General features: G+C 61.2%; 14 protein-coding genes. 2 read left to right on the top strand and 12 right to left on the bottom strand.

From position 1 onward, the window contains the following. Positions 1–31: 31 nt before the first annotated feature. The 6 genes from ACT3UQ_RS04350 to tpx form a co-directional block, all read right to left on the bottom strand. Positions 32–1,291: an extracellular solute-binding protein gene (locus ACT3UQ_RS04350; protein ID WP_444636538.1), complete on the bottom strand. Its 1,260-nt coding sequence runs from the start codon at positions 1,289–1,291 to the stop codon at positions 32–34. A gap of 510 nt (positions 1,292–1,801) precedes the next feature. Next, entirely contained in the window at positions 1,802–2,638 is an 837-nt protein-coding gene (locus ACT3UQ_RS04345; protein WP_105649429.1) for a class II fructose-bisphosphate aldolase, read from the bottom strand. A 12-nt stretch (positions 2,639–2,650) separates the two neighbouring features. Beyond that, positions 2,651–3,583, bottom strand: coding sequence for a 1-phosphofructokinase family hexose kinase (locus ACT3UQ_RS04340; protein WP_105649430.1), 933 nt, complete (start codon positions 3,581–3,583; stop codon positions 2,651–2,653). After that, positions 3,580–4,518, bottom strand: a complete 939-nt coding sequence (locus tag ACT3UQ_RS04335; RefSeq protein WP_105649431.1) for an ROK family protein — start codon at positions 4,516–4,518, stop codon at positions 3,580–3,582. The genes ACT3UQ_RS04340 and ACT3UQ_RS04335 overlap by 4 nt, the downstream gene beginning before the upstream one ends. Positions 4,519–4,527: 9 nt before the next feature. Further along, the gene (locus ACT3UQ_RS04330; RefSeq protein WP_374955680.1) at positions 4,528–5,400 is read right to left on the bottom strand and encodes an SIS domain-containing protein; all 873 of its coding nucleotides are present in this window, start codon (positions 5,398–5,400) and stop codon (positions 4,528–4,530) included. 275 nt (positions 5,401–5,675) lie between these two features. Then, positions 5,676–6,176, bottom strand: a complete 501-nt coding sequence (gene tpx, locus ACT3UQ_RS04325) for a thiol peroxidase (RefSeq protein ID WP_105649433.1) — start codon at positions 6,174–6,176, stop codon at positions 5,676–5,678. Positions 6,177–6,308: 132 nt separating this feature from the next. Between tpx and ACT3UQ_RS04320 the strand changes: the two genes are divergently transcribed. Further along, a complete protein-coding gene (locus ACT3UQ_RS04320; protein WP_105553781.1) occupies positions 6,309–6,941 on the top strand; it encodes a class I SAM-dependent methyltransferase in 633 nt (210 codons plus the stop codon). Here ACT3UQ_RS04320 and hutI read toward each other — a convergent pair. The 5 genes from hutI to tdh form a co-directional block, all read right to left on the bottom strand. Then, the gene (hutI, locus tag ACT3UQ_RS04315; RefSeq protein WP_105649434.1) at positions 6,925–8,124 is read right to left on the bottom strand and encodes an imidazolonepropionase; all 1,200 of its coding nucleotides are present in this window, start codon (positions 8,122–8,124) and stop codon (positions 6,925–6,927) included. The two genes, ACT3UQ_RS04320 and hutI, sit on opposite strands and share 17 nt — an antisense overlap. A gap of 196 nt (positions 8,125–8,320) precedes the next feature. Further along, positions 8,321–9,736, bottom strand: a complete 1,416-nt coding sequence (locus ACT3UQ_RS04310; RefSeq protein WP_105553783.1) for an FAD-binding oxidoreductase — start codon at positions 9,734–9,736, stop codon at positions 8,321–8,323. A 90-nt stretch (positions 9,737–9,826) separates the two neighbouring features. Further along, positions 9,827–12,790, bottom strand: coding sequence for an ATP-binding protein (locus tag ACT3UQ_RS04305; RefSeq protein WP_444636537.1), 2,964 nt, complete (start codon positions 12,788–12,790; stop codon positions 9,827–9,829). A 135-nt stretch (positions 12,791–12,925) separates the two neighbouring features. Further along, positions 12,926–14,125: a glycine C-acetyltransferase gene (locus ACT3UQ_RS04300; protein ID WP_444636536.1), complete on the bottom strand. Its 1,200-nt coding sequence runs from the start codon at positions 14,123–14,125 to the stop codon at positions 12,926–12,928. 10 nt (positions 14,126–14,135) lie between these two features. Next, positions 14,136–15,182: an L-threonine 3-dehydrogenase gene (gene tdh / locus ACT3UQ_RS04295; protein WP_444636535.1), complete on the bottom strand. Its 1,047-nt coding sequence runs from the start codon at positions 15,180–15,182 to the stop codon at positions 14,136–14,138. 137 nt (positions 15,183–15,319) lie between these two features. Here tdh and ACT3UQ_RS04290 point away from each other — a divergent pair, with 137 nt between their 5' ends. After that, positions 15,320–16,225 (top strand): LysR family transcriptional regulator, encoded by a 906-nt coding sequence (locus ACT3UQ_RS04290; RefSeq protein ID WP_444636534.1) that lies wholly within the window; start codon positions 15,320–15,322, stop codon positions 16,223–16,225. 201 nt (positions 16,226–16,426) lie between these two features. Here the strand turns inward: ACT3UQ_RS04290 and ACT3UQ_RS04285 are convergent, their stop codons facing one another. Continuing rightward, complete coding sequence (locus ACT3UQ_RS04285) at positions 16,427–17,257, bottom strand: aldo/keto reductase (protein ID WP_444636533.1); 831 nt, start codon at positions 17,255–17,257, stop codon at positions 16,427–16,429. Positions 17,258–17,334: the final 77 nt, after the last annotated feature.

Genomic DNA, 17,334 nt, shown 5'->3' with positions numbered 1-17,334 from the left:
ATTGCGTGGTTACTTGGATTCGCCCAGGCTGCTAGCTGGCCGCGTCAGCCTTGGCTTGGATGCCCTTGAGCACGTCCTCGGCGGACTTACCGGTACCCAGTTCGCCCATCAGCGATTTGAAAGCACCGTCGGTCGCATTCCATGCGGGGTTGGTCGTGGGGTAGAAAACCGCGTTCGGCAACATGTCCAAGAATGGCTTGAGGACTTCGTCCCCGGCGAGCTTCTCGGAACCGGACTGGGTAGTTGGAAGGAATCCTTCGGTGCTGACCCAGTCGGTGTAGACATCGGCCGAGTAGAAGTAGTCCATGAATTCCTTGACGGCTGACGATTTGCTTCCGTCATTCTTGAAAGACATCAGCCGATCCGCGACGCCTAAGGTTGCAGGTTCCCCGGTCTTGGTGGCGACCGTGGTAACCCCGTATTTCAGATCGGGGTTTTCCTTTTCAATCTGCCCCACGGTCTGTGGCAGTGCATAGGCGAAACCTAGCTGGCCCTGGATGAAGGTGTTCAGCATAGGGGTGCGCTGGGTAGCGCCCGGATCGTTTTGCGTGACGCCGTCATCGATCATTTTCTTCATGAATTCGGCGGCTTCGAGGTTTTCCGGGGTGTCCACGGAGATCGAATCTGCATCACCGAAGTTGCCTCCGTTTCCCGCAAACCAGATCAGTGACTCGCCTTGGGCTTCTTCGCTGCCCAGAGGCATGCCGTAGCCGTCCGCCTTGGTCTTTTCGCTGATCAGCTTTGATGCTTCGTAGAGTTCATCCCAGGTCTTTGGGACGTCCTGGACTCCGGCTTCGTCCATCAGCGTCTCGTTGTAGAACAGCGCGCGGGCCGAGGCAATCAGTGGCAGTCCGTACTGGGTGCCTTCAAATTTTTCGGCATCTGCGAAGGCGGGCTGGAAGTCCTCAATGGTTTCGGGTGAAGCGACATCTGAGACCGGAGCAAGCAGTCCTTCTGCGGCGAACTCGGCAAAGGCGCCACCGTTGTAAATATCGGGTGCCTGGTTACCCTGAAGTTTGGTCTTCAGTACGCCTTCAAGATTTTCCCACGATTGCACCTCGAGGTTGATGCTGATGTTGCTGTGTTCGGCTTCGAAGTCTTCGATCACACCTTCCCACAGGGCCTTGGTGCCTGTGGAGTAGGTAGGAACGAGCATTTCCAAAGTGGTGTTTTCGCCGCCCGCCGCATCTGTGGAGGCATCGCTTTCACCGCCAGAAAAACCGCAGCTGCTCAACAGCAGCGCTGCCGTTGCAGACAGGGCCACCACCGCGGTACGTGTAGTTCGTTTCATCTCTGCTCCTCATTGTCGCGCCATTGCGGCACCCTACTCGGTGTGAACGATTCTGATTTTTTTGGCGACTTATAGTCAGAAAAAATCGGCCTACACCGATTATGTAGTGATAGAGCTCACTGGTCAAGGCTTCATGATGATATTTTTAGAGCTAACTAGGCGCTAAAAGATCATAAACAATCACTTCTGGATGAATTTTTCTACGTTCGGGACGTAAGGTGACGGATAGGCATCACCGCATGCCTTGGACGTACTCATTCGCGCGGCAGTGCAACGATTCATGCCGGCTCGGTTCCGTTCCAGCCCTGTCGGGTAGAGATCCGCGAAGAGAATTACGGATTCTGGGCAGGGTGGGATTTTGCGTGCCCTAGAAGCAATCAACGAAGAATACACGCGCAGGCCCAACCGCAAGAGCCAAAAATTGGCCTTGAAGTCCGACGCGGTTGGGCAGGAGCGGAGAACTGTCCCTTCGGCGGATTGCCACCGATCCGCGACAACGGCTCATGGCTTTTAGGCAGAGGCAAAGAGCTTGAGCAGTCGCGCTGCCTCGATTGCCATCTGGGTTCGCCCGGCAGCCATGTATTTGCGCGAATCCACCGCTTCGGGATGCTCCGCGAGCCATTGCCGTACCGCCCGAGTAAAGTACCCGTTCAGATGCGTAGAGACATTGATCTTGCGCATCCCGGCCCGGATTCCGTCAACCAGTGTTTCGTCGGGCACTCCCGAGGACCCATGGAGCACCAGCGGAATGCCCAGACTTTCCTTAAGCCGCCCAATGAGCTCCAGATCCAGTGTCGCACCGCGGTGCAACATCGCGTGCGACGAACCGACAGCAACGGCCAATGCATCTATGCCGGTCAGCGAGGAGAAATGGGCTGCCTCGCCTGGGTCGGTCCGGACTCCGGGAGCATGAGCCCCGTCTTTTCCGCCGATCTCCCCGAGCTCGGCTTCAACATAGGTTCCGGTGAGTTTCGCGGCCGCAACTACACGGCGGGTGGCTGCGACATTATCTTCAAAGCCCAGCTTCGCCCCGTCGAACATCACGGATCCGAAGCCAAGCTCTAGCGCTTGATAGACCAACTGTTCGTCTTCTGCATGGTCCAGGTGCAGGGCCACTGGCACGCTGGCCAGTTCGGCCAGCGCCTTGCTGGCCGCGGCAATGGGCGCTAGTCCCCCGTGGTATTTCACGCAGTTCTCGCTAATCTGCAAGATCAACGCGGTATTCGCCAGTTCGGCCCCTTGAATGAGGGCTTGCGCCGTTTCTAGATGAATGACATTAAAGGCGCCTTGTCCAAAGGCCCCTGCCTGTGCGAGGTCCATTATTTCTCGGGTGGGCACCAATGGCATGGGCGTTTCTCCTTAGATTTCGGCGTTTGCCGGCAGAATTTGATACTCGACTTCGTCGAAGAGCTCTTGATGAGCAGGCGCAAGGGCACCTGCGGTGGGCATGAGCACCGTGGACGCAGACCAGGCAACGGCGAGCCGCAAGGTAAATTCAGGTTCTTGCTCACGCAAGTAGCCGGTCATGATTGCTGCCACGGCCGAGTCTCCGGCGCCAGTCGGGTTTCCGCTGAGGGACCTTGGCAACACCGCATGGCCTATGGCCGGGGTAGCCGAGGAGAAACGGAAGATGCCGCGCGCACCGGCGCTCAGGAATACCTCCGTAGCTCCGAGGTCGATCAGCTTGCGTGCGCCCAAGGCCAGGTCCTGGCAGCCTGTTGCCTCGCGTAATTCGTATTCGTTGGGCTTGAGCACCGCATGATGCCGGGCAGCTTGCAGGAGCCATGGGCCGGTGGCATCGACGAGCACCGGGCATCCACGCGCGGTTGCGAGGTTGATGAACTCTCCGATTAGTCCCGGTTCGGTTCCCGGAGGCCACGAACCGGAAATGTTGACCGCGTTGGCAGCACCGAGTGCTTCCGCATAGGCGGCAAGAATGTTTTTCCATTGCCGGTAGTCCAGCGCCTGTCCGGCCTGATTGAATAACGTCGTGGTATTCGCCTGCGGATCGTGAAAGGCCATAGAACGCCGGGTGGACGCGGTCACCGGGATGCTTCTGAAGGGCAGGCCGCTGCCCAGCAGATTCTCGGTAAATTCAATCCCGCTGTTACCGCCGGTGGGGCTGAGCGCAAGCACCGGGTGATGCTGAGAGTGCAGGACCCGGGCCACGTTGATTCCCTTGCCACCGGCTTGGGAGGTCGGTAACGGAACTCGATGGCTCGAATCAAGCGTGAGATTTTCCACCGTGTAGCTCTCATCGATGGCAGGGTTCGGGGTGAAGCTGAGAATCATGGAGTTTTCCCCTGATTTTTCTCGGATGCTTCTTGAGCCAAGATCAATGAACCGCGCAGTCCGGCGTTGGCCCCGAGCTGTGCTGGAACCAAGCGAGGTTTACGATGAAATGAAAGCCTGGCATACAACGCAACTTGTAACTCCTCGAAGAACCGGTCTCCGGCTTGCGCTAGTCCGCCACCGATCACAATGCCTTCGGGCGCAATTGATGCGCATTGTTGGGCGAGCGTGAAGCTCAGCGCCTCAATGGCGTCGGCAATGACTTGTGCCGCTGCGCTGTCTCCCGCCTTGCGGGCCTCGAAGACCTCCTTGGCCCCGCCGCGGCGGCCGGTGCGCTGCTCGTATCTGCTGGCGATGGCGCCCGCAGAACCCAGAGTTTCCAAACATCCGGTGTTGCCACATTTGCAATCGAGCCCTCCGGGAACTTGCGCATGGCCCAGTTCGCCCGCATATCCACCGGAACTGACTATCCGCCCGTCAACAAGCAGCGCGGAACTGATTCCGGTTCCGATGATCATCACGACCGTGCTGCGTTTCAGGTCCGGATCGGCAGCGCCACTTCCAAACTCCAGTTCGGCCCGGGCCGCCAGCGTGACGTCATGCCCGAAGCCGACGGGCAGGCCCAAGGCTTGCTCTGCCATTTGGCGCAGTGGCGCCCGACGCCAGCCAAGGTTGGCGGAAAAGATCCCGATGCCGTGCTCGGCATCAACTAGTCCGCATACCACCAGCCCTGCGGCTAGCGGCGTCTGCCCGGAAAGCTTGCGAAGCCTCGCCGCAAGTTCAACCAACTGCCTCATCAGCGTGGCGGCTGCCAGCTCGGCAACAGCCACGATGGTCGGCTCGCGCAGAACGTGCAGGAAATGGCCATGCTCATCGGCAAGGGCTGCCTTGATGTCTGTTCCACCGACATCAAAAAGTAGGAAATGCTCACTCATGTGGCTAGCTCAGTCTTCCAAGATCACCGAACGAGTGAGGTTACGTGGACTATCCGGGTCCATACCGCGAGCTCGCGCACGGTCTAAAGTGACGCGGTGAACGTAGGCCAGTTCCGCCAGCGGGTGCCGATCATTATTGACGTAGATGGCCCCCGTGCGCTGAACCTGCGCGCCCAGACCTTCCGGTTCTTCACCGAACATCCAGGTCACCCGGTTTGGTGCGGCAATGGCAATTGGCCCGTGGCGGTAGTCCATCGCCGGGTACGCCTCGGTCCACCCTTGGACCGCTTCGCGCATTTTGAGGGCAGCTTCATGGGCCAGCCCCACGCTGAAACCGCGGCCAAGGAAGGTGAATTGTTCGGCTTCGATGAGTTGCTGGGGCGTCTGCGCGTTGACCAGTTCCCCGGCCTGCACAATTGCCTCGTCCAAATCGATGCCCACGCTGGAGAGCAGATAAGCCAAGGCGGTGGTCGCGAAGCGAGTTTGAACCACCGAACGCTCGTCTGCATAGGAAAGTTCGACTACCGCGTCGAGCTTTTCCATGATCGGCGAGTTGACATCGCCAATAATTCCGACCGTGCGCAGGGAACCTCGGAGGTCATCAAGGACCTGAAGCACCTCGGAGGTCGTGCCTGAACGGGTTATGGCAACCAGTACGTCATAGTCGCGGGTGGTGATTCGGGCTTCCGAGGCGGCGAAGGCGTCGGTGATCCCCTGGCCTGCCGCTTCGCGCGCCGCGGCATATGCCTCGGCCATGAACCATGAAGTGCCGCAGCCAATGACCGCGACTTTAAGACCCGGTGCAGGCAGCAGGTTCTCAGTTTTTTGCTGCGCCACTGCTCGCCGCCACATCTCTGGCTGTGAAACCAGCTCCTGCTCCATATGTGCACCCAGCACGACTTGTTCGCTCACGGCAGCTCTCCCCTTCCGGGATCAAATTCTCAATATCTAGTCGAACAGAATCTACATTTTGATGTTTTGTGATCTTTTCAAGATACTAACAATCACAAACGATCTTTAAACGAGTATAGGGTTAGAACCCGCTCTTGAGAATGCCTCGGGGAAAAATAAATGCGCCGCCCCCTATTTAAGGGAGCGGCGCATCGCCACGACTTTTGCACCGTCACCTTTTCAGGTCCGAAGGCGCAGAACGGAGATTAGCTATTCAGAGCAGCGATAGCGGCATCGTAATCTGGCTCGGTGGTGATCTCTGGAACGATCTGGCTGTAAACAACCTTGCCGGTTTCATCCAAAACGACCACAGCGCGGGCCAGCAGGCCTGCCAGCGGGCCGTCGATCTGGGTTAGGCCGAAGTCAGCACCGAAGTTCGAGCGGAAGACGGAAGCTGCCACAACGTTCGCGATGCCTTCGGCGCCACAGAAGCGGCCCAAGGCGAATGGCAGGTCGGCGGAGGCGCACACCACGGTGGTGTTTTCCAGGCCGGCAGCCAGCTCGTTGAACTTACGGACGCTGGCAGCGCATACGCCGGTATCAACCGATGGGAAGATGTTCAGCACCACGCGACGGCCGGCCAGTGATTCACTGGTGACCTCTGCGAGGTTGGTATCGGTCAGGGTGAAGGAAGGTGCCTGCGCGCCAACGGCAGGCAGCTCGCCAATAGTCTGGACAGGGGTATCTTTGAATGCAGTAATAGCCATACTTCATTGTCTATCACGAATGGCCAGATCCCAGCCATATTTCGGCCAGAGCGCAACGAAGCAAAGCCATATTTCACCCTTCGCCCCGATTTTTCGCAGCACAAGCGTACCTTCCCATGACAGACTCAGTGCATGGATACGGCCACCGACCTCAACGCATATGCAGCAAAAATGCGTGCGTTAACCGAAGAAGGTACTGATCTTGAGGTCGACGTTCGCTTCGTGGATATGCTTTGTTCGCGTGCCGCAACGATCTTGGACATCGGTTGCGGCATTGGAAACGCCGTCCACGGGTTAAGGTTCCGCGGCCACAACGCCTACGGGATCGATCCCACCGAAGCAGTGCTGCAGGTCGCCGCGGAACTCCACGACCCGGCATGGTTCCGCCCCATCAGTGCCACCGAGATTTCCGTTGATAATTTAGTCCGTGCCGAGCTTCCCGTTGCCTACGATGCAATACTGCTGTCGGGAAATGTTCCTGCGTTCCTGAGCCCGGCCGAGTTCAGCACCTGCTTTGCACTGCTTGGCGAACTGCTTAGACCCCAAGGTGCACTCATTCTCGGAACTACCAGCGCGTTGCGCGGCGGCCCAAAAGATCAAGATGAAGCTTCGAAGACGACCGAGCTGCTGCTCACTCACCGTTACGCGGATTGGCATCTGAACCCTTTTTCGGATGATTCCCCCTGGTCCGTAAGCGTCTTTGCCCGCACCGAAACACGCGAGTTCCCGCAAACTCCGGACGGAAAGTTCATCCTCGGCCGCTGACCAGTTCCCCGGCCCGATACACGCTGTGGGTCAGAGGCATTCCCGGACGATAGGCAAGGTGAGCCGCCGTGGGAGCTTGAAGTACGTGCAGGTCCGCGCGCTTCCCGACCTCGATCGAGCCGACTTTATCTGCCACTCCGAGCGCCATCGCGCCGCCCATGGTGGCTGCCTCAATCGCTTCGGCGAGGCTGAGATTCATTTGCAGCACCGCCGTCGCCACACAGAAATTCATGTTGCTGGTGTAGCTGGTGCCGGGATTGCAGTTGCTGGCCAAGGCGATCACCACTCCGGCGTCCAACAGTTCACGCCCCGGAGCCAGCGGCTGGCGGGTGGACAAGTCGCAGGCCGGAAGGCAGGTGGCGACCACTCCGCGGTCGCCCGTGCGCTGCCGGGCATTCCACGCGGACCAGGTTCCGGCGAGCGCATCGATGTCGCCGAGCTCCAGATAGTTCACGTGGTCCACCGAGAGGCTGCCGAATTCGACCGCCAGTCGAGTGCCGGCGCCCGGGCCTAACTGGTTTCCGTGGATCTTGGTGGCCAATCCCCGATCCTTTGCCGCTTGCAGCACCTTGCGCGATTGCGCTTCGCTGAAGGCTCCGCGCTCGCAGAACACGTCCACGAAATCTACGGTTCCGGCCACGGCGTCAAGCATCGGTCCGGCCACCTCCGCGGTGTACTCGTCCGCGTCCCGTCCGGCAGGGACGAGGTGTGCGCCGAGAAAGGTCACCTGATCGACCAGCTCCCGGGCCAACCGTGCGTGGCGGACCTCTTCATCGAGGGTCAGCCCGTAGCCGGTTTTGGTTTCCATCCAGGTGGTGCCCATGGCCAAGGCTTCCGCCCGGCGTGCGGATACCAGCTCACGCAGCGCTTGGTCATCGGTGGCCCGGGTAGCCGTGGTAGTCACGGCTATTCCGCCCGCCGCATAGTCTTCCCCGGCCATCCGGGCCACGAATTCATCCGCGCGATCTCCGGCGAAGATCAGGTGGCTGTGCGAATCCACCCAACCGGGCAGGACCGCGCGTCCGTCCAGATCCGTGACCTTCTCTGCCGACGGTGCCTGCTGCGCTGCACCCACCCAATCGATGATTCCATCGCGGATCAGCACCGCCGCGTTGCTGAGCACGGTGCCCTCGCGGTCTACGGTGCACAGCTGGGAGATGTTGGTCAGTAAGTGGGTGTTCATCTACCTTGATTCCTTGGGTTCACTGCGTGTGAGGGCACCCCTGCCTCTGAGGTGTGCCCTGAGGGCCTCCTCAGAGACTATTCAATAGAACCTGGCCAGTGAAGTTCCGCGGCCAAATTGAATCCGGTATTTCGGACAAAGTGAGCCGCCCCAGCAATGCGCTGAGGTGGCTCACTATCCAGTGTGGCGTAGCCGTCTAGCGGTATTGGCGCTCCCTGCGGCCCTGCGCCGGAACGATGTTCTGGTTCACCCGGAACAAGTTCCCCGGGTCATAGACGGCCTTAATGTGGCTCAGCCGCTCATAGTTTTCCCGGTAAGCGCTCTTCACCCGATCCTCGCCCTCGTCCATCAGGAAGTTGACGTATGCGCCTCCCGCGGTGGTCGGATGCAGGGCCTCGGAATAGGCTTGCGTCCAATCGGTGATCAGCTTGGCCTTGGCCGGATCTGGATCCACCCCGACGATGACTCCGGCCCAGCCGCCCTGGCGGTAGGCGAAGGCCGTGTCCTCGACCGGAACACGTGCTGCCGCCCCGTCGATGGGATACAGGTGCATGGTGGAGTGGCCCGTGGGAAGCTGCGCACCGAAGTAGTTGTGGACCTCGATCGCGGTGTCGGTCAGCTCGGTGACGAAGTCCGCTCTCCAGTACCACTGCATCCCCGCCGGGTAGAGCGCATCGAAGGCCTGCTGCAGGATGTTGAACGGCATCTCGTGCGGCCCCACCAAGAGCGGGTTGCCGAATTCCTTCACCGGGGCCATCACCTGCTCGGCCAGCTCATGGGCTCCGGTGTAGCACCAGAGGATCCCGCAGGCCTGCCGGCCCCACAGCTCCTCCGGGAACGGCGCGGCACCCGGGATGGTCAGCAACCCGATCCAGCCCGAAAGTTCCTCCGGCAGCGAAGGCTGTATTTCCCGGTACCAGCGCATGACCTCGGTGGTGTCGGAGATGTCGTAGAGCACCGGCCCGCCGATAATGATCCCGTTCTCGCCGATGTCGTGGGTGCGGAAGGTGAAGGAGGTGACGACCCCGAAGTTTCCGCCTCCCCCGCGCAGGGCCCAGTACAAGTCCGGGTGGCGGTTCTCATCGGCGGTGACCAGGGCGCCATCGGCGAGCACCACATCGGCGGAGAGCAGGTTATCCACCGTCAGTCCGAAGCGCCGGGTCAGGTAGCCGATGCCGCCGCCCAAGGCCAAGCCTCCCACGCCGGTGGAGGCAATGAAGCCGCTCGGGGTTGCCTGGCCGAAGGCCACCGTTGCATGGTCCACATCTGCCCACGTGGCGCCGCCGTCGACCCGCACGGTGTGCGCCGCAGGGTCCACGGTGGTGCTACGCAGCGCCCCCAAGTCGATGACCAGCGCGTCGTCGGCGATGCCCAGGCCTCCGGCGTTGTGCCCGGCGCCGCGTACCGCGAGGAGAAGCTCGTGCTCGCGCGCGAAGTTCACGCAGGTGATCACGTCCGCGGTGTCCGCCACGCGGGCAATGGCTGCCGGATATTTGTCAATCATCGCGTTGTATACGGCGCGGACCTTGTCATAGTCGGGGTCCTCGGGCAAGGTCAGCGGCCCGCGCAGCGCTGCCGCGAGGTCTGCAAGGATTTCTGTCTTGCTACCCATGACCAACTCCTTCGTTCGGTTCTCTTGCTGGGTTTTACCCACGCTAGGAGCCCGCGCGTTCGTCTGGCGTTCGCAGCGTTCGCAGCCGTGCTATCCCAACCGTTCGCGTAGCCGCAGCAGGGCCGGGCTCCAGCAGCACTCCCCAAGTTCTTCGGCCTGCCGCAGTGCTGCATCCAATTCGGTGCGGGCCAGATCCAACTGGCCGTGGTCGGCGAGCGCATCCGACAGCAGCATGCGCCAGTAGGGCATCCTCGCCAGCGCACCTTGTGCCTCGAGGGCACTGATGCCTTCGTGGATCCGGGTGATTCCTGCGCTGCCGCCGGCGTACCACCCGGCGAAGATCTCGGCCCACTGCCCGTAGTAGGCGATCTCGTAGCGGCGGCATATTTTAAGTAGTTCAGCGATCCGCAGGCTCAGTTCCGCCCGGTCCCCGGCAAGCTGATGCAGTAGGCACACATACCCCAGAGCCACCGCCCTGGTATAGGGATGCCCGGAGGCGGCCGCCCTGGTCAGCGCTTCTGAGCCTAAGCGCAGGGCCTGCTCCGTGTGGCCGGCAAGCCAATGCGCGTGCGAGGCCCACGCTCGCGCATGGATTTCAAGCCGTGTGCCCAGGATGAACGAATAGCCGTTCTGTCCGCTCTCGTAGCAGGCGGCAAAATGCTCGATGGCTTCCTGATGCCGGCCCAGAGCCAACGCACCACCCGCCACCGCGAAATGCGATTGGCCAGTCAGGTCGGCATCTCCTTGCGACAGTTCCAGGGCGCGCACCCCAATGCTGTGGCACAACGGGTTCTTGCCTTCGACGTAGCGCCCGGCGAACAGCCCGATCAGGCTTGCGGCGAGAGCCTTCGGGTGGCCCAATTCTTGGGCCAACTGCGCCGTGCGTTCGAGATTGTCCAGTAGTTCGGGTGCCGAGTAGCCGCGCAACGCGGTCAGCGGTGAGGACATGGCCGTCCGGGTGGAAAGCTCCCGTTCGTCGCGTTCGCGCCCGGCAGGCTGGGCGGAGATCAGTTCCAAAGCGGTACGGAAGTTGACCAGTGCGGTTGAATTTGCATAGATCCTTGAAGCCGCCGCTCCGGCGCTGAGCGCAAAATCCAGGGCCCGACCGGGGTTTGAACCCAGCGCGTATTGTTCGGCGAGCACCGCGGCTACCGGGTCGAGATTTGCGGAGTGCAGTAATTCCAGGGATTGGGCCAGCCTGCGGTGAAGCAGCCAACGGTTGGCCGGAGTAACCTTCTCGTAGGCTGCCCGGCGCACCAGATGATGCACGAAGTCATAACCATTTCCTGCCGGTAGCAGAATTCCCAATCGCCACAGTTCATCCACCGCACCGACCAGGTCATGATTCTCCAGATCTGCTGCCTCGCTGAGCAGGTCAAGGGTGATTTCGCGGCCGTACGCGGAGGCAAGCTCCGCCAAGTGCTTGGCCGCGGGTGAGAGCTGTTCGAATCGATGATCAAGCACCGCATGGAATCCAGTGCCCTGCAGATCCCCGGATGATGAGGCAGCTCGGGCCGCTTCGAGAATGAACAGCGGGTATCCGCCCGTCGCGGCGTGCAAGAGCTTACCTTGGGAGCCGGTCAGCGCCTGGCCGCGAACTCGTGCAGCAAGTTCGGCGCTCTGCTCGACCCCCAGCGGTTCGAGGCTCAGTTCGCCCAGCGCGCCGGCGTTTCGCAGCGTGGTTAGCATTCCCGCCACGGCGGGGCTGCAAGCGGCGTCTGGGGTGCGCATGGTGGCCACGAGCAGGAGTTGGCTGGCATGAGGTCCGGAAAACAGGAAAGATATCCAGGCCGCGGTGTCGGCATCACACCAGTGCAGGTCATCGAGGATCAAAAGTATCGGACGGCCCGCGGTACCCATCGCGCGGGCCAGCCCTTCGAAAAACCTGTAGCGTTGCCAGGCATCGACCATAGCCCGGTTTCCCGCGTGGGCTTCGGCGCGTTGCGGCTCGCCCAGCAGCCCGGGCAGCAACCTGCCCACCTCGCGCTTGAGCTCCACTGGCAATCCAGCCAGCAGCGGGGCGAAGGCTCGATCACGCAACCAACCGGCCACCGGCGCAAGCGGGATGAGCCCACCGGAGTCCACGCAGCGTGCTCGGGCAATCAAGGCGCCGGTAGCGCGGGCATGGATTTCGAGCTGTCGGGCCAGGTGGGTCTTGCCTACTCCCGGCCCGCCTTGGAGCACTACCATTGATCGTTTTCCGCGCACCGTCTCGGCCCAGAGCTGTTTCAGGGTGTTCGTCTCGGTTTCACGCCCAGTGCTTTCCGGTCCGCCATCGGCCGATTCGCTTCGTGGACTTGACGTGCGTTGGGCACCGGGTTGCATCCGAGGCAGCATTTTTTGAATCAGCGACTGGGTATCGCGGCCCGGAGCGACGCCCAGTTCGTTGTCCAGAACCTCAGCGCACTTATGGAAGGTGTACATGGCCGCCGTATCTTCGCCCAGCGACATCTGCACGCGCATCAGGTCCCGATACCCGGCCTCCTCCAAGGGTTGGACATCCAAGCGTCTCTGCGCCATGGTTAGTGCTCGATGGCCCTGGCCCCTGTTCAGCCATCCATCGGTGGCCTGGGCGCACAACTGCGCGCACTGCCCCGCGAGCCGTTCACGCGAATGCAACACCCAGTCGGCGTAGCTACCGGGCATCAGCTCACCCAGGTATTCGGCTACCGCTAGTTCGGCATGATCCAAGAATCGCTGATCATCTCCGCGCGCGGTGGCAGCCTCTGCTTTGGCCCGCTGTTCGGCGAAAATTTGGGCGTCTACGCGAATCCCGGCACTGCCCAACCAGGAAATGGCCCCATCGGCAGTGCCCAGGCAGTCCACCTCGCCGAGCCCGATGCGCAGGTTATGAAGTTCGCGGCGCAGATTCGTTTGTGCTTGGGAGTCGCTGGATTCCGGCCAGAAGGTTCCCGCTAAAAGCAGCCGTGGTATTTGGACTCCGGGATGCAACACCAGATAGGCCAACAATTCAAGTGCCCGCGATCGGCCCGAGAGAACATCAGCGCCCCACGCGGTGAGCCGCTGTTCCCCAAACAAATTCAGATATAGCACTATTGGCCTTCCCCGAGTTGGCCCCACATATCATTGTGGCACCACCTAACTGGTGCCACAATGCCCATGCCGGGCGTACACGCAAAACCGCCCGCGCATCCGGGAACGGAAGCACGGGCGGTTTGGTGTTGCTGCTTAGCGGCTGGCGACGAAAGCCTGCACACAGGCCTCGATGTCCTCGGCCGAATGCGCGGCGGAGAGCTGCACACGGATGCGCGCGGCCCCCTTCGGCACGACAGGGAAACTGAACGCGGTGACGAAGACGCCATGCTCCAGCATTTTGCCGGCGACTTCAGCGGCCTTGACCGCGTCCCCGAACATGACCGGGATGATCGCGTGCTCGCCGTCGAGGAGGTCGAAGCCCTCCTCGGTCATCCGGCGGCGGAAGTGCGCCGCGTTTTCGAAGAGCTTCTCGCGCAAATCTCCGGATCCTGCCACCAGGTCAAGGGCGGTCAGCGTGGCTGCCACGATGGACGGGGCCAGCGAGTTGGAGAACAGGTATGGGCGTGCCTTCTGGCGGAGCATCGCCACGATCTCCCCGCGGCCGGCAACGTAGCCGCCCGAGGCACCGCCCAACGCCTTGCCGAAGGTTCCGGTGTAGATGTCAACCCGGTCCGAGACGCCGGCGTGCTCCGGGGTTCCGGCACCGTTGGAGCCCATGAAGCCCACCGCGTGGGAATCATCGACCATCACCAGTGCGCCGTACTTGTCCGCCAGGTCGCAGATCGCTTCCAGCGGGGCCAAGAATCCGTCCATGGAGAACACGCCATCGGTGACGACGATGGTACGCCGGGCACCGGCGCCGTCGTTCATGGCGGCGGCCGCCTGCAGCTGGGTTTCCAGGTCTTCCATGTCCTGGTTCTTGTAGCGGAAGCGTGCCGCCTTCGACAGGCGAATGCCGTCGATGATCGACGCGTGGTTCAGCGCGTCGGAGATGATCGCGTCTTCGGCGCCGAACAGGGATTCGAAGACACCGCCGTTGGCATCGAAGCAGCTGGAGAACAGGATGGTGTCTTCGGTTCCGAGGAATGCCGAGAGCTTGGCTTCAAGTTCCAGGTGCAGGTCCTGGGTGCCGCAGATGAAGCGGACCGAGGCCATGCCGAAGCCGCGATCATCCATGGCGTTCTTGGCCGCGTCGATGATGCGCTGGTCGTCGGCCAGACCTAGGTAATTATTCGCGCAGAAGTTCAATACCCGGCGGGATTCGCTTCCCAGCGAGCCGGCCATGATCGATGCGGACTGCGCCGAGTCGATGTGGCGTTCGGCCTTGAAGAGGCCCGAATCCTTAAGCTGCTCCAGTTCCGCGGACAGCTGGTCTTTCATATCTGTATACATGTCATATCTCCTAGAAAACTGTCCAGTCCAAAACAACTTTGCCGCCGTGTCCCCCACGAGCGGCGGTGAAGCCTGCTTGCCATTCGGTAGCCGGCAGGAAGTCGGTGACCACCGAGGCGACGCGTTCACGCAAAATATCAGAGGTGGTGAGCATGGCGCTCATGGCGTACCAGGTCTCGAACATTTCGCGCCCGTAGATGCCCTTCAGGGTGAGCATGTGGGTGACGACCTTGCCCCAGTTGATATCGATCGATTCACTGGGCAGGCCGAGCATGCTGATCTTGCCGCCGTGGTTCATGTTTTCGATCATTTCGGGCAACGCGGTCTTGTGACCAGACATTTCCATGCCGAAGTCGAAACCCTCGCGCATTCCCAATTCCTTCTGGGCTTCGGCGATTCGCTGTTGGGCCACGTTGATCGCCAGGTCCACGCCCATGGTGCGGGCCAGCTCCAGGCGCTGCTCGGACACGTCGGTGATGGCGATATTGCGGGCGCCGGCATGGCGGGCCACCGCGGCGGCCATCAGGCCTATGGGGCCGGCTCCGGTGATGAGCACGTCTTCGCCGACCATGGGGAACTGCAGCGCGGTGTGCACGGCGTTGCCGAATGGGTCGAAGATAGCGCCGAGCAGCGGGGTGATGCGCTCGTCGCGGTGAACATATACGTTGCTTTCGGGGATCGCTACGTATTCGGCGAACGCGCCATCGCGCTGCACGCCGACGGAGTTGACGTTGATGCACATATGGGGGCGCCCGGCCCGGCAGTTGCGGCACAGGCCGCAGACCACGTGGCCTTCGCCGGAAACCCGGTCACCGATCTTAACGCCTTGCACGAACGAGCCGACCTCGACGACCTCGCCGTAGAATTCGTGGCCGGGGACCAGCGGGGTGTTGATCATGGCCTTCGCTGCATCGTCAAAGGCTTCGATGTGCAGATCGGTGCCGCAGATTCCGGCGGTCATCACACGGATTTTGACATCGTGGACGCCGACCTCCGGCTCTGGCCGGTCGACGAGTTCCAGTCCGGCATTTGGTCCGGACTTGTACAGTGCTTTCATGCTGGTTCCTTTGGGATCGGGCATCGGGGTGCGTGCACGACAGACTTGGGGGTTGTTTCAAGTGTCGCACCCAACAGCATGGGAAGAAACCTTAGACGAACTTCGATTTCCTGATCTAACGATTTAGTATTTACTTCATGGAATTACATCAGTTGCGGATTCTTCGCGAGCTAGCGGATTTAGGCAGCGTCAACGCGGTCGCGAAGGCCCTGTACGTCTCGCCGTCGGCCGTGTCCCAACACCTCGCGCAGTTGCAGCGCGGCTTCCCAGCCGCGCTGACTCAGAAGGATGGACGCCGGCTGGTGCTAACGGCCGAGGGAAAGTTGCTGGCTTCGGCCGCCGCCTCGGTTGCCTCGACCTTGGCCGAGGTCGAGGCGAAGATCCGCACACAGGACCAAGACCTCGAGGTGCCAATACATATCGCGGGGTTCCACTCCATCGGGCAGACGATCTTCGCTCCGCTGCTGACCTACCCGGAAGGGGAGCTACCCCCGCTGCGCTTCTCCGATGAGGATGTCTCGCAACAGGACTTCCCGGCACTGACCTCCGGCTACGATTTGGTGCTGGCCCACCGCATGCCGCATACCGCGCCTTGGCCGGAAGAACGCATTGCCGTGATCCCGCTGGCCTTTGAACCCTTGGATATCGCAATTCACCGCGATCACCCGTTGGCAGCGTACTCCGAGCTTTCCCCGGAACAAGTGATCGACGAGCGGTGGGTGGTCTCGCGTTCTGGCTATTCGCCGGCCGACGTCCTGGAGACCATCGCCGCCCTCGCCGGCCGGGCACCGATGGTGGAGCACCGAGTCAATGACTACGCCACCGCCGGGGCATTGATTGAAGCCAGCAAATGCCTAGGAATCTTGCCGCGGTACACGGCGCGCAACACCCTGGATGAAACGGTGATTTTACGACCAATCAAAGACTTGAACTCAGGTCGACAAATCGACCTTCTACTGCGGGCGGAGCATTTGCACCGCGGCACGGTAAACGATGTCATCAACGCCATCCGCAGTACGGTGCAGCGGCTGGTAATCAGCTGAGGCAGGAATACGCAGTCACTTCCACACTAGGCACGAAACCGCTAGGCAAAACCCTCTTTTGCATGTCGGTCACTGTCCCGCGAGCATGCCCGATGGCTTTCTACCCACCGCCGCCGCCTTTTTATGGTGGCCGCGGAATGGCTCCGGGTACGGAAAACGCCCGCCCTTCGAAAGGGACGGGCGTTTAGAAGCAGTTCATTATCAGCCGTTGAAGGCGTCCGGATCTGGACCGGTGCGGCCATCCCGGTCCAGGGCATCAATCGCGGACATCTGGTCAGCGGAGAGCTCAAAGCCGAACAGGTCTAGGTTGGCGGCGATCCGCGCAGGGGTGACCGACTTCGGGATAATAATCCTTCCTTCCTGCAGGTGCCAGCGCAGGATCACCTGCGCGGCGGTGACCTTGTGCATTGCGGCAATCGCCAGAATCGATTCCTCGCTCAGCAGCGCTCCCTGCGCCAGTGGGCTCCAGGCTTCCGTGGCGATGCCGTGCTTGGCGTTCGCGGCGATCACTTCGCTATTCTGCAGTGCCGGGTGCAGCTCGACTTGATTGACCGCCGGAACGATGTCCGCCGCCTCGACCAGCTTTTCCAGATGCCCCGGCTGGAAGTTCGATACGCCAATGGCACGGACTTTCCCCTCGGAATAGAGCTTTTCGAGCGCTTTCCACGAGTCGACGTAGAGATCTTTCGCGGGCGCCGGCCAGTGGATCAGGAATAGATCCAAGTAGTCCAGGCCCAGGCGTTCAAGGCTCGCCCCAAAGGCTTCGAGGGTCTGCTCGTAGCCCATATCGGCGATCCAGAGCTTGGAGGTGATGAACAGTTGATCACGGGCTATGCCGGACTCGGCCAGGGCCTTGCCCACACCTTCTTCGTTGCCGTAGATCGCGGCGGTGTCAATGCTGCGGTAGCCAGCGTCCAGCGCGGCGGCGACGGCTGCCGTGGTCTGCTCATTTGGCACTTGGAAGACTCCGAAGCCCAGCTGCGGCATTTCGATGCCGTTATTGAGCGTGAGGTTTGGGATTGAATTGGTCATGGGACTCCCTTTGAGAATTTTTTCTGGTCATTCAGTGGTTAGTTGAGCGGTGAAAGCCCGGTCGGTGAAAGCCTGCG

Origin of the sequence: Glutamicibacter sp. AOP12-B1-11, assembly GCF_052379245.1 — a bacterium.
GTDB lineage: Bacteria > Actinomycetota > Actinomycetes > Actinomycetales > Micrococcaceae > Glutamicibacter.
The sequence above is the reverse complement of the archived record's forward strand: the minus strand, read 5'-3'. Positions and strand labels throughout refer to the sequence as shown.

Coding starts and splice junctions, on each gene's coding strand:
- ACT3UQ_RS04350 (WP_444636538.1), bottom strand. CDS start 1,291: ATGAAACGAACTACACGTACCGCGGTGGTGGCCCTGTCTGCAACGGCA.
- ACT3UQ_RS04345 (WP_105649429.1), bottom strand. CDS start 2,638: ATGCCATTGGTGCCCACCCGAGAAATAATGGACCTCGCACAGGCAGGG.
- ACT3UQ_RS04340 (WP_105649430.1), bottom strand. CDS start 3,583: ATGATTCTCAGCTTCACCCCGAACCCTGCCATCGATGAGAGCTACACG.
- ACT3UQ_RS04335 (WP_105649431.1), bottom strand. CDS start 4,518: ATGAGTGAGCATTTCCTACTTTTTGATGTCGGTGGAACAGACATCAAG.
- ACT3UQ_RS04330 (WP_374955680.1), bottom strand. CDS start 5,400: ATGGAGCAGGAGCTGGTTTCACAGCCAGAGATGTGGCGGCGAGCAGTG.
- tpx (WP_105649433.1), bottom strand. CDS start 6,176: ATGGCTATTACTGCATTCAAAGATACCCCTGTCCAGACTATTGGCGAG.
- ACT3UQ_RS04320 (WP_105553781.1), top strand. CDS start 6,309: ATGGATACGGCCACCGACCTCAACGCATATGCAGCAAAAATGCGTGCG.
- hutI (WP_105649434.1), bottom strand. CDS start 8,124: ATGAACACCCACTTACTGACCAACATCTCCCAGCTGTGCACCGTAGAC.
- ACT3UQ_RS04310 (WP_105553783.1), bottom strand. CDS start 9,736: ATGGGTAGCAAGACAGAAATCCTTGCAGACCTCGCGGCAGCGCTGCGC.
- ACT3UQ_RS04300 (WP_444636536.1), bottom strand. CDS start 14,125: ATGTATACAGATATGAAAGACCAGCTGTCCGCGGAACTGGAGCAGCTT.
- tdh (WP_444636535.1), bottom strand. CDS start 15,182: ATGAAAGCACTGTACAAGTCCGGACCAAATGCCGGACTGGAACTCGTC.
- ACT3UQ_RS04290 (WP_444636534.1), top strand. CDS start 15,320: ATGGAATTACATCAGTTGCGGATTCTTCGCGAGCTAGCGGATTTAGGC.
- ACT3UQ_RS04285 (WP_444636533.1), bottom strand. CDS start 17,257: ATGACCAATTCAATCCCAAACCTCACGCTCAATAACGGCATCGAAATG.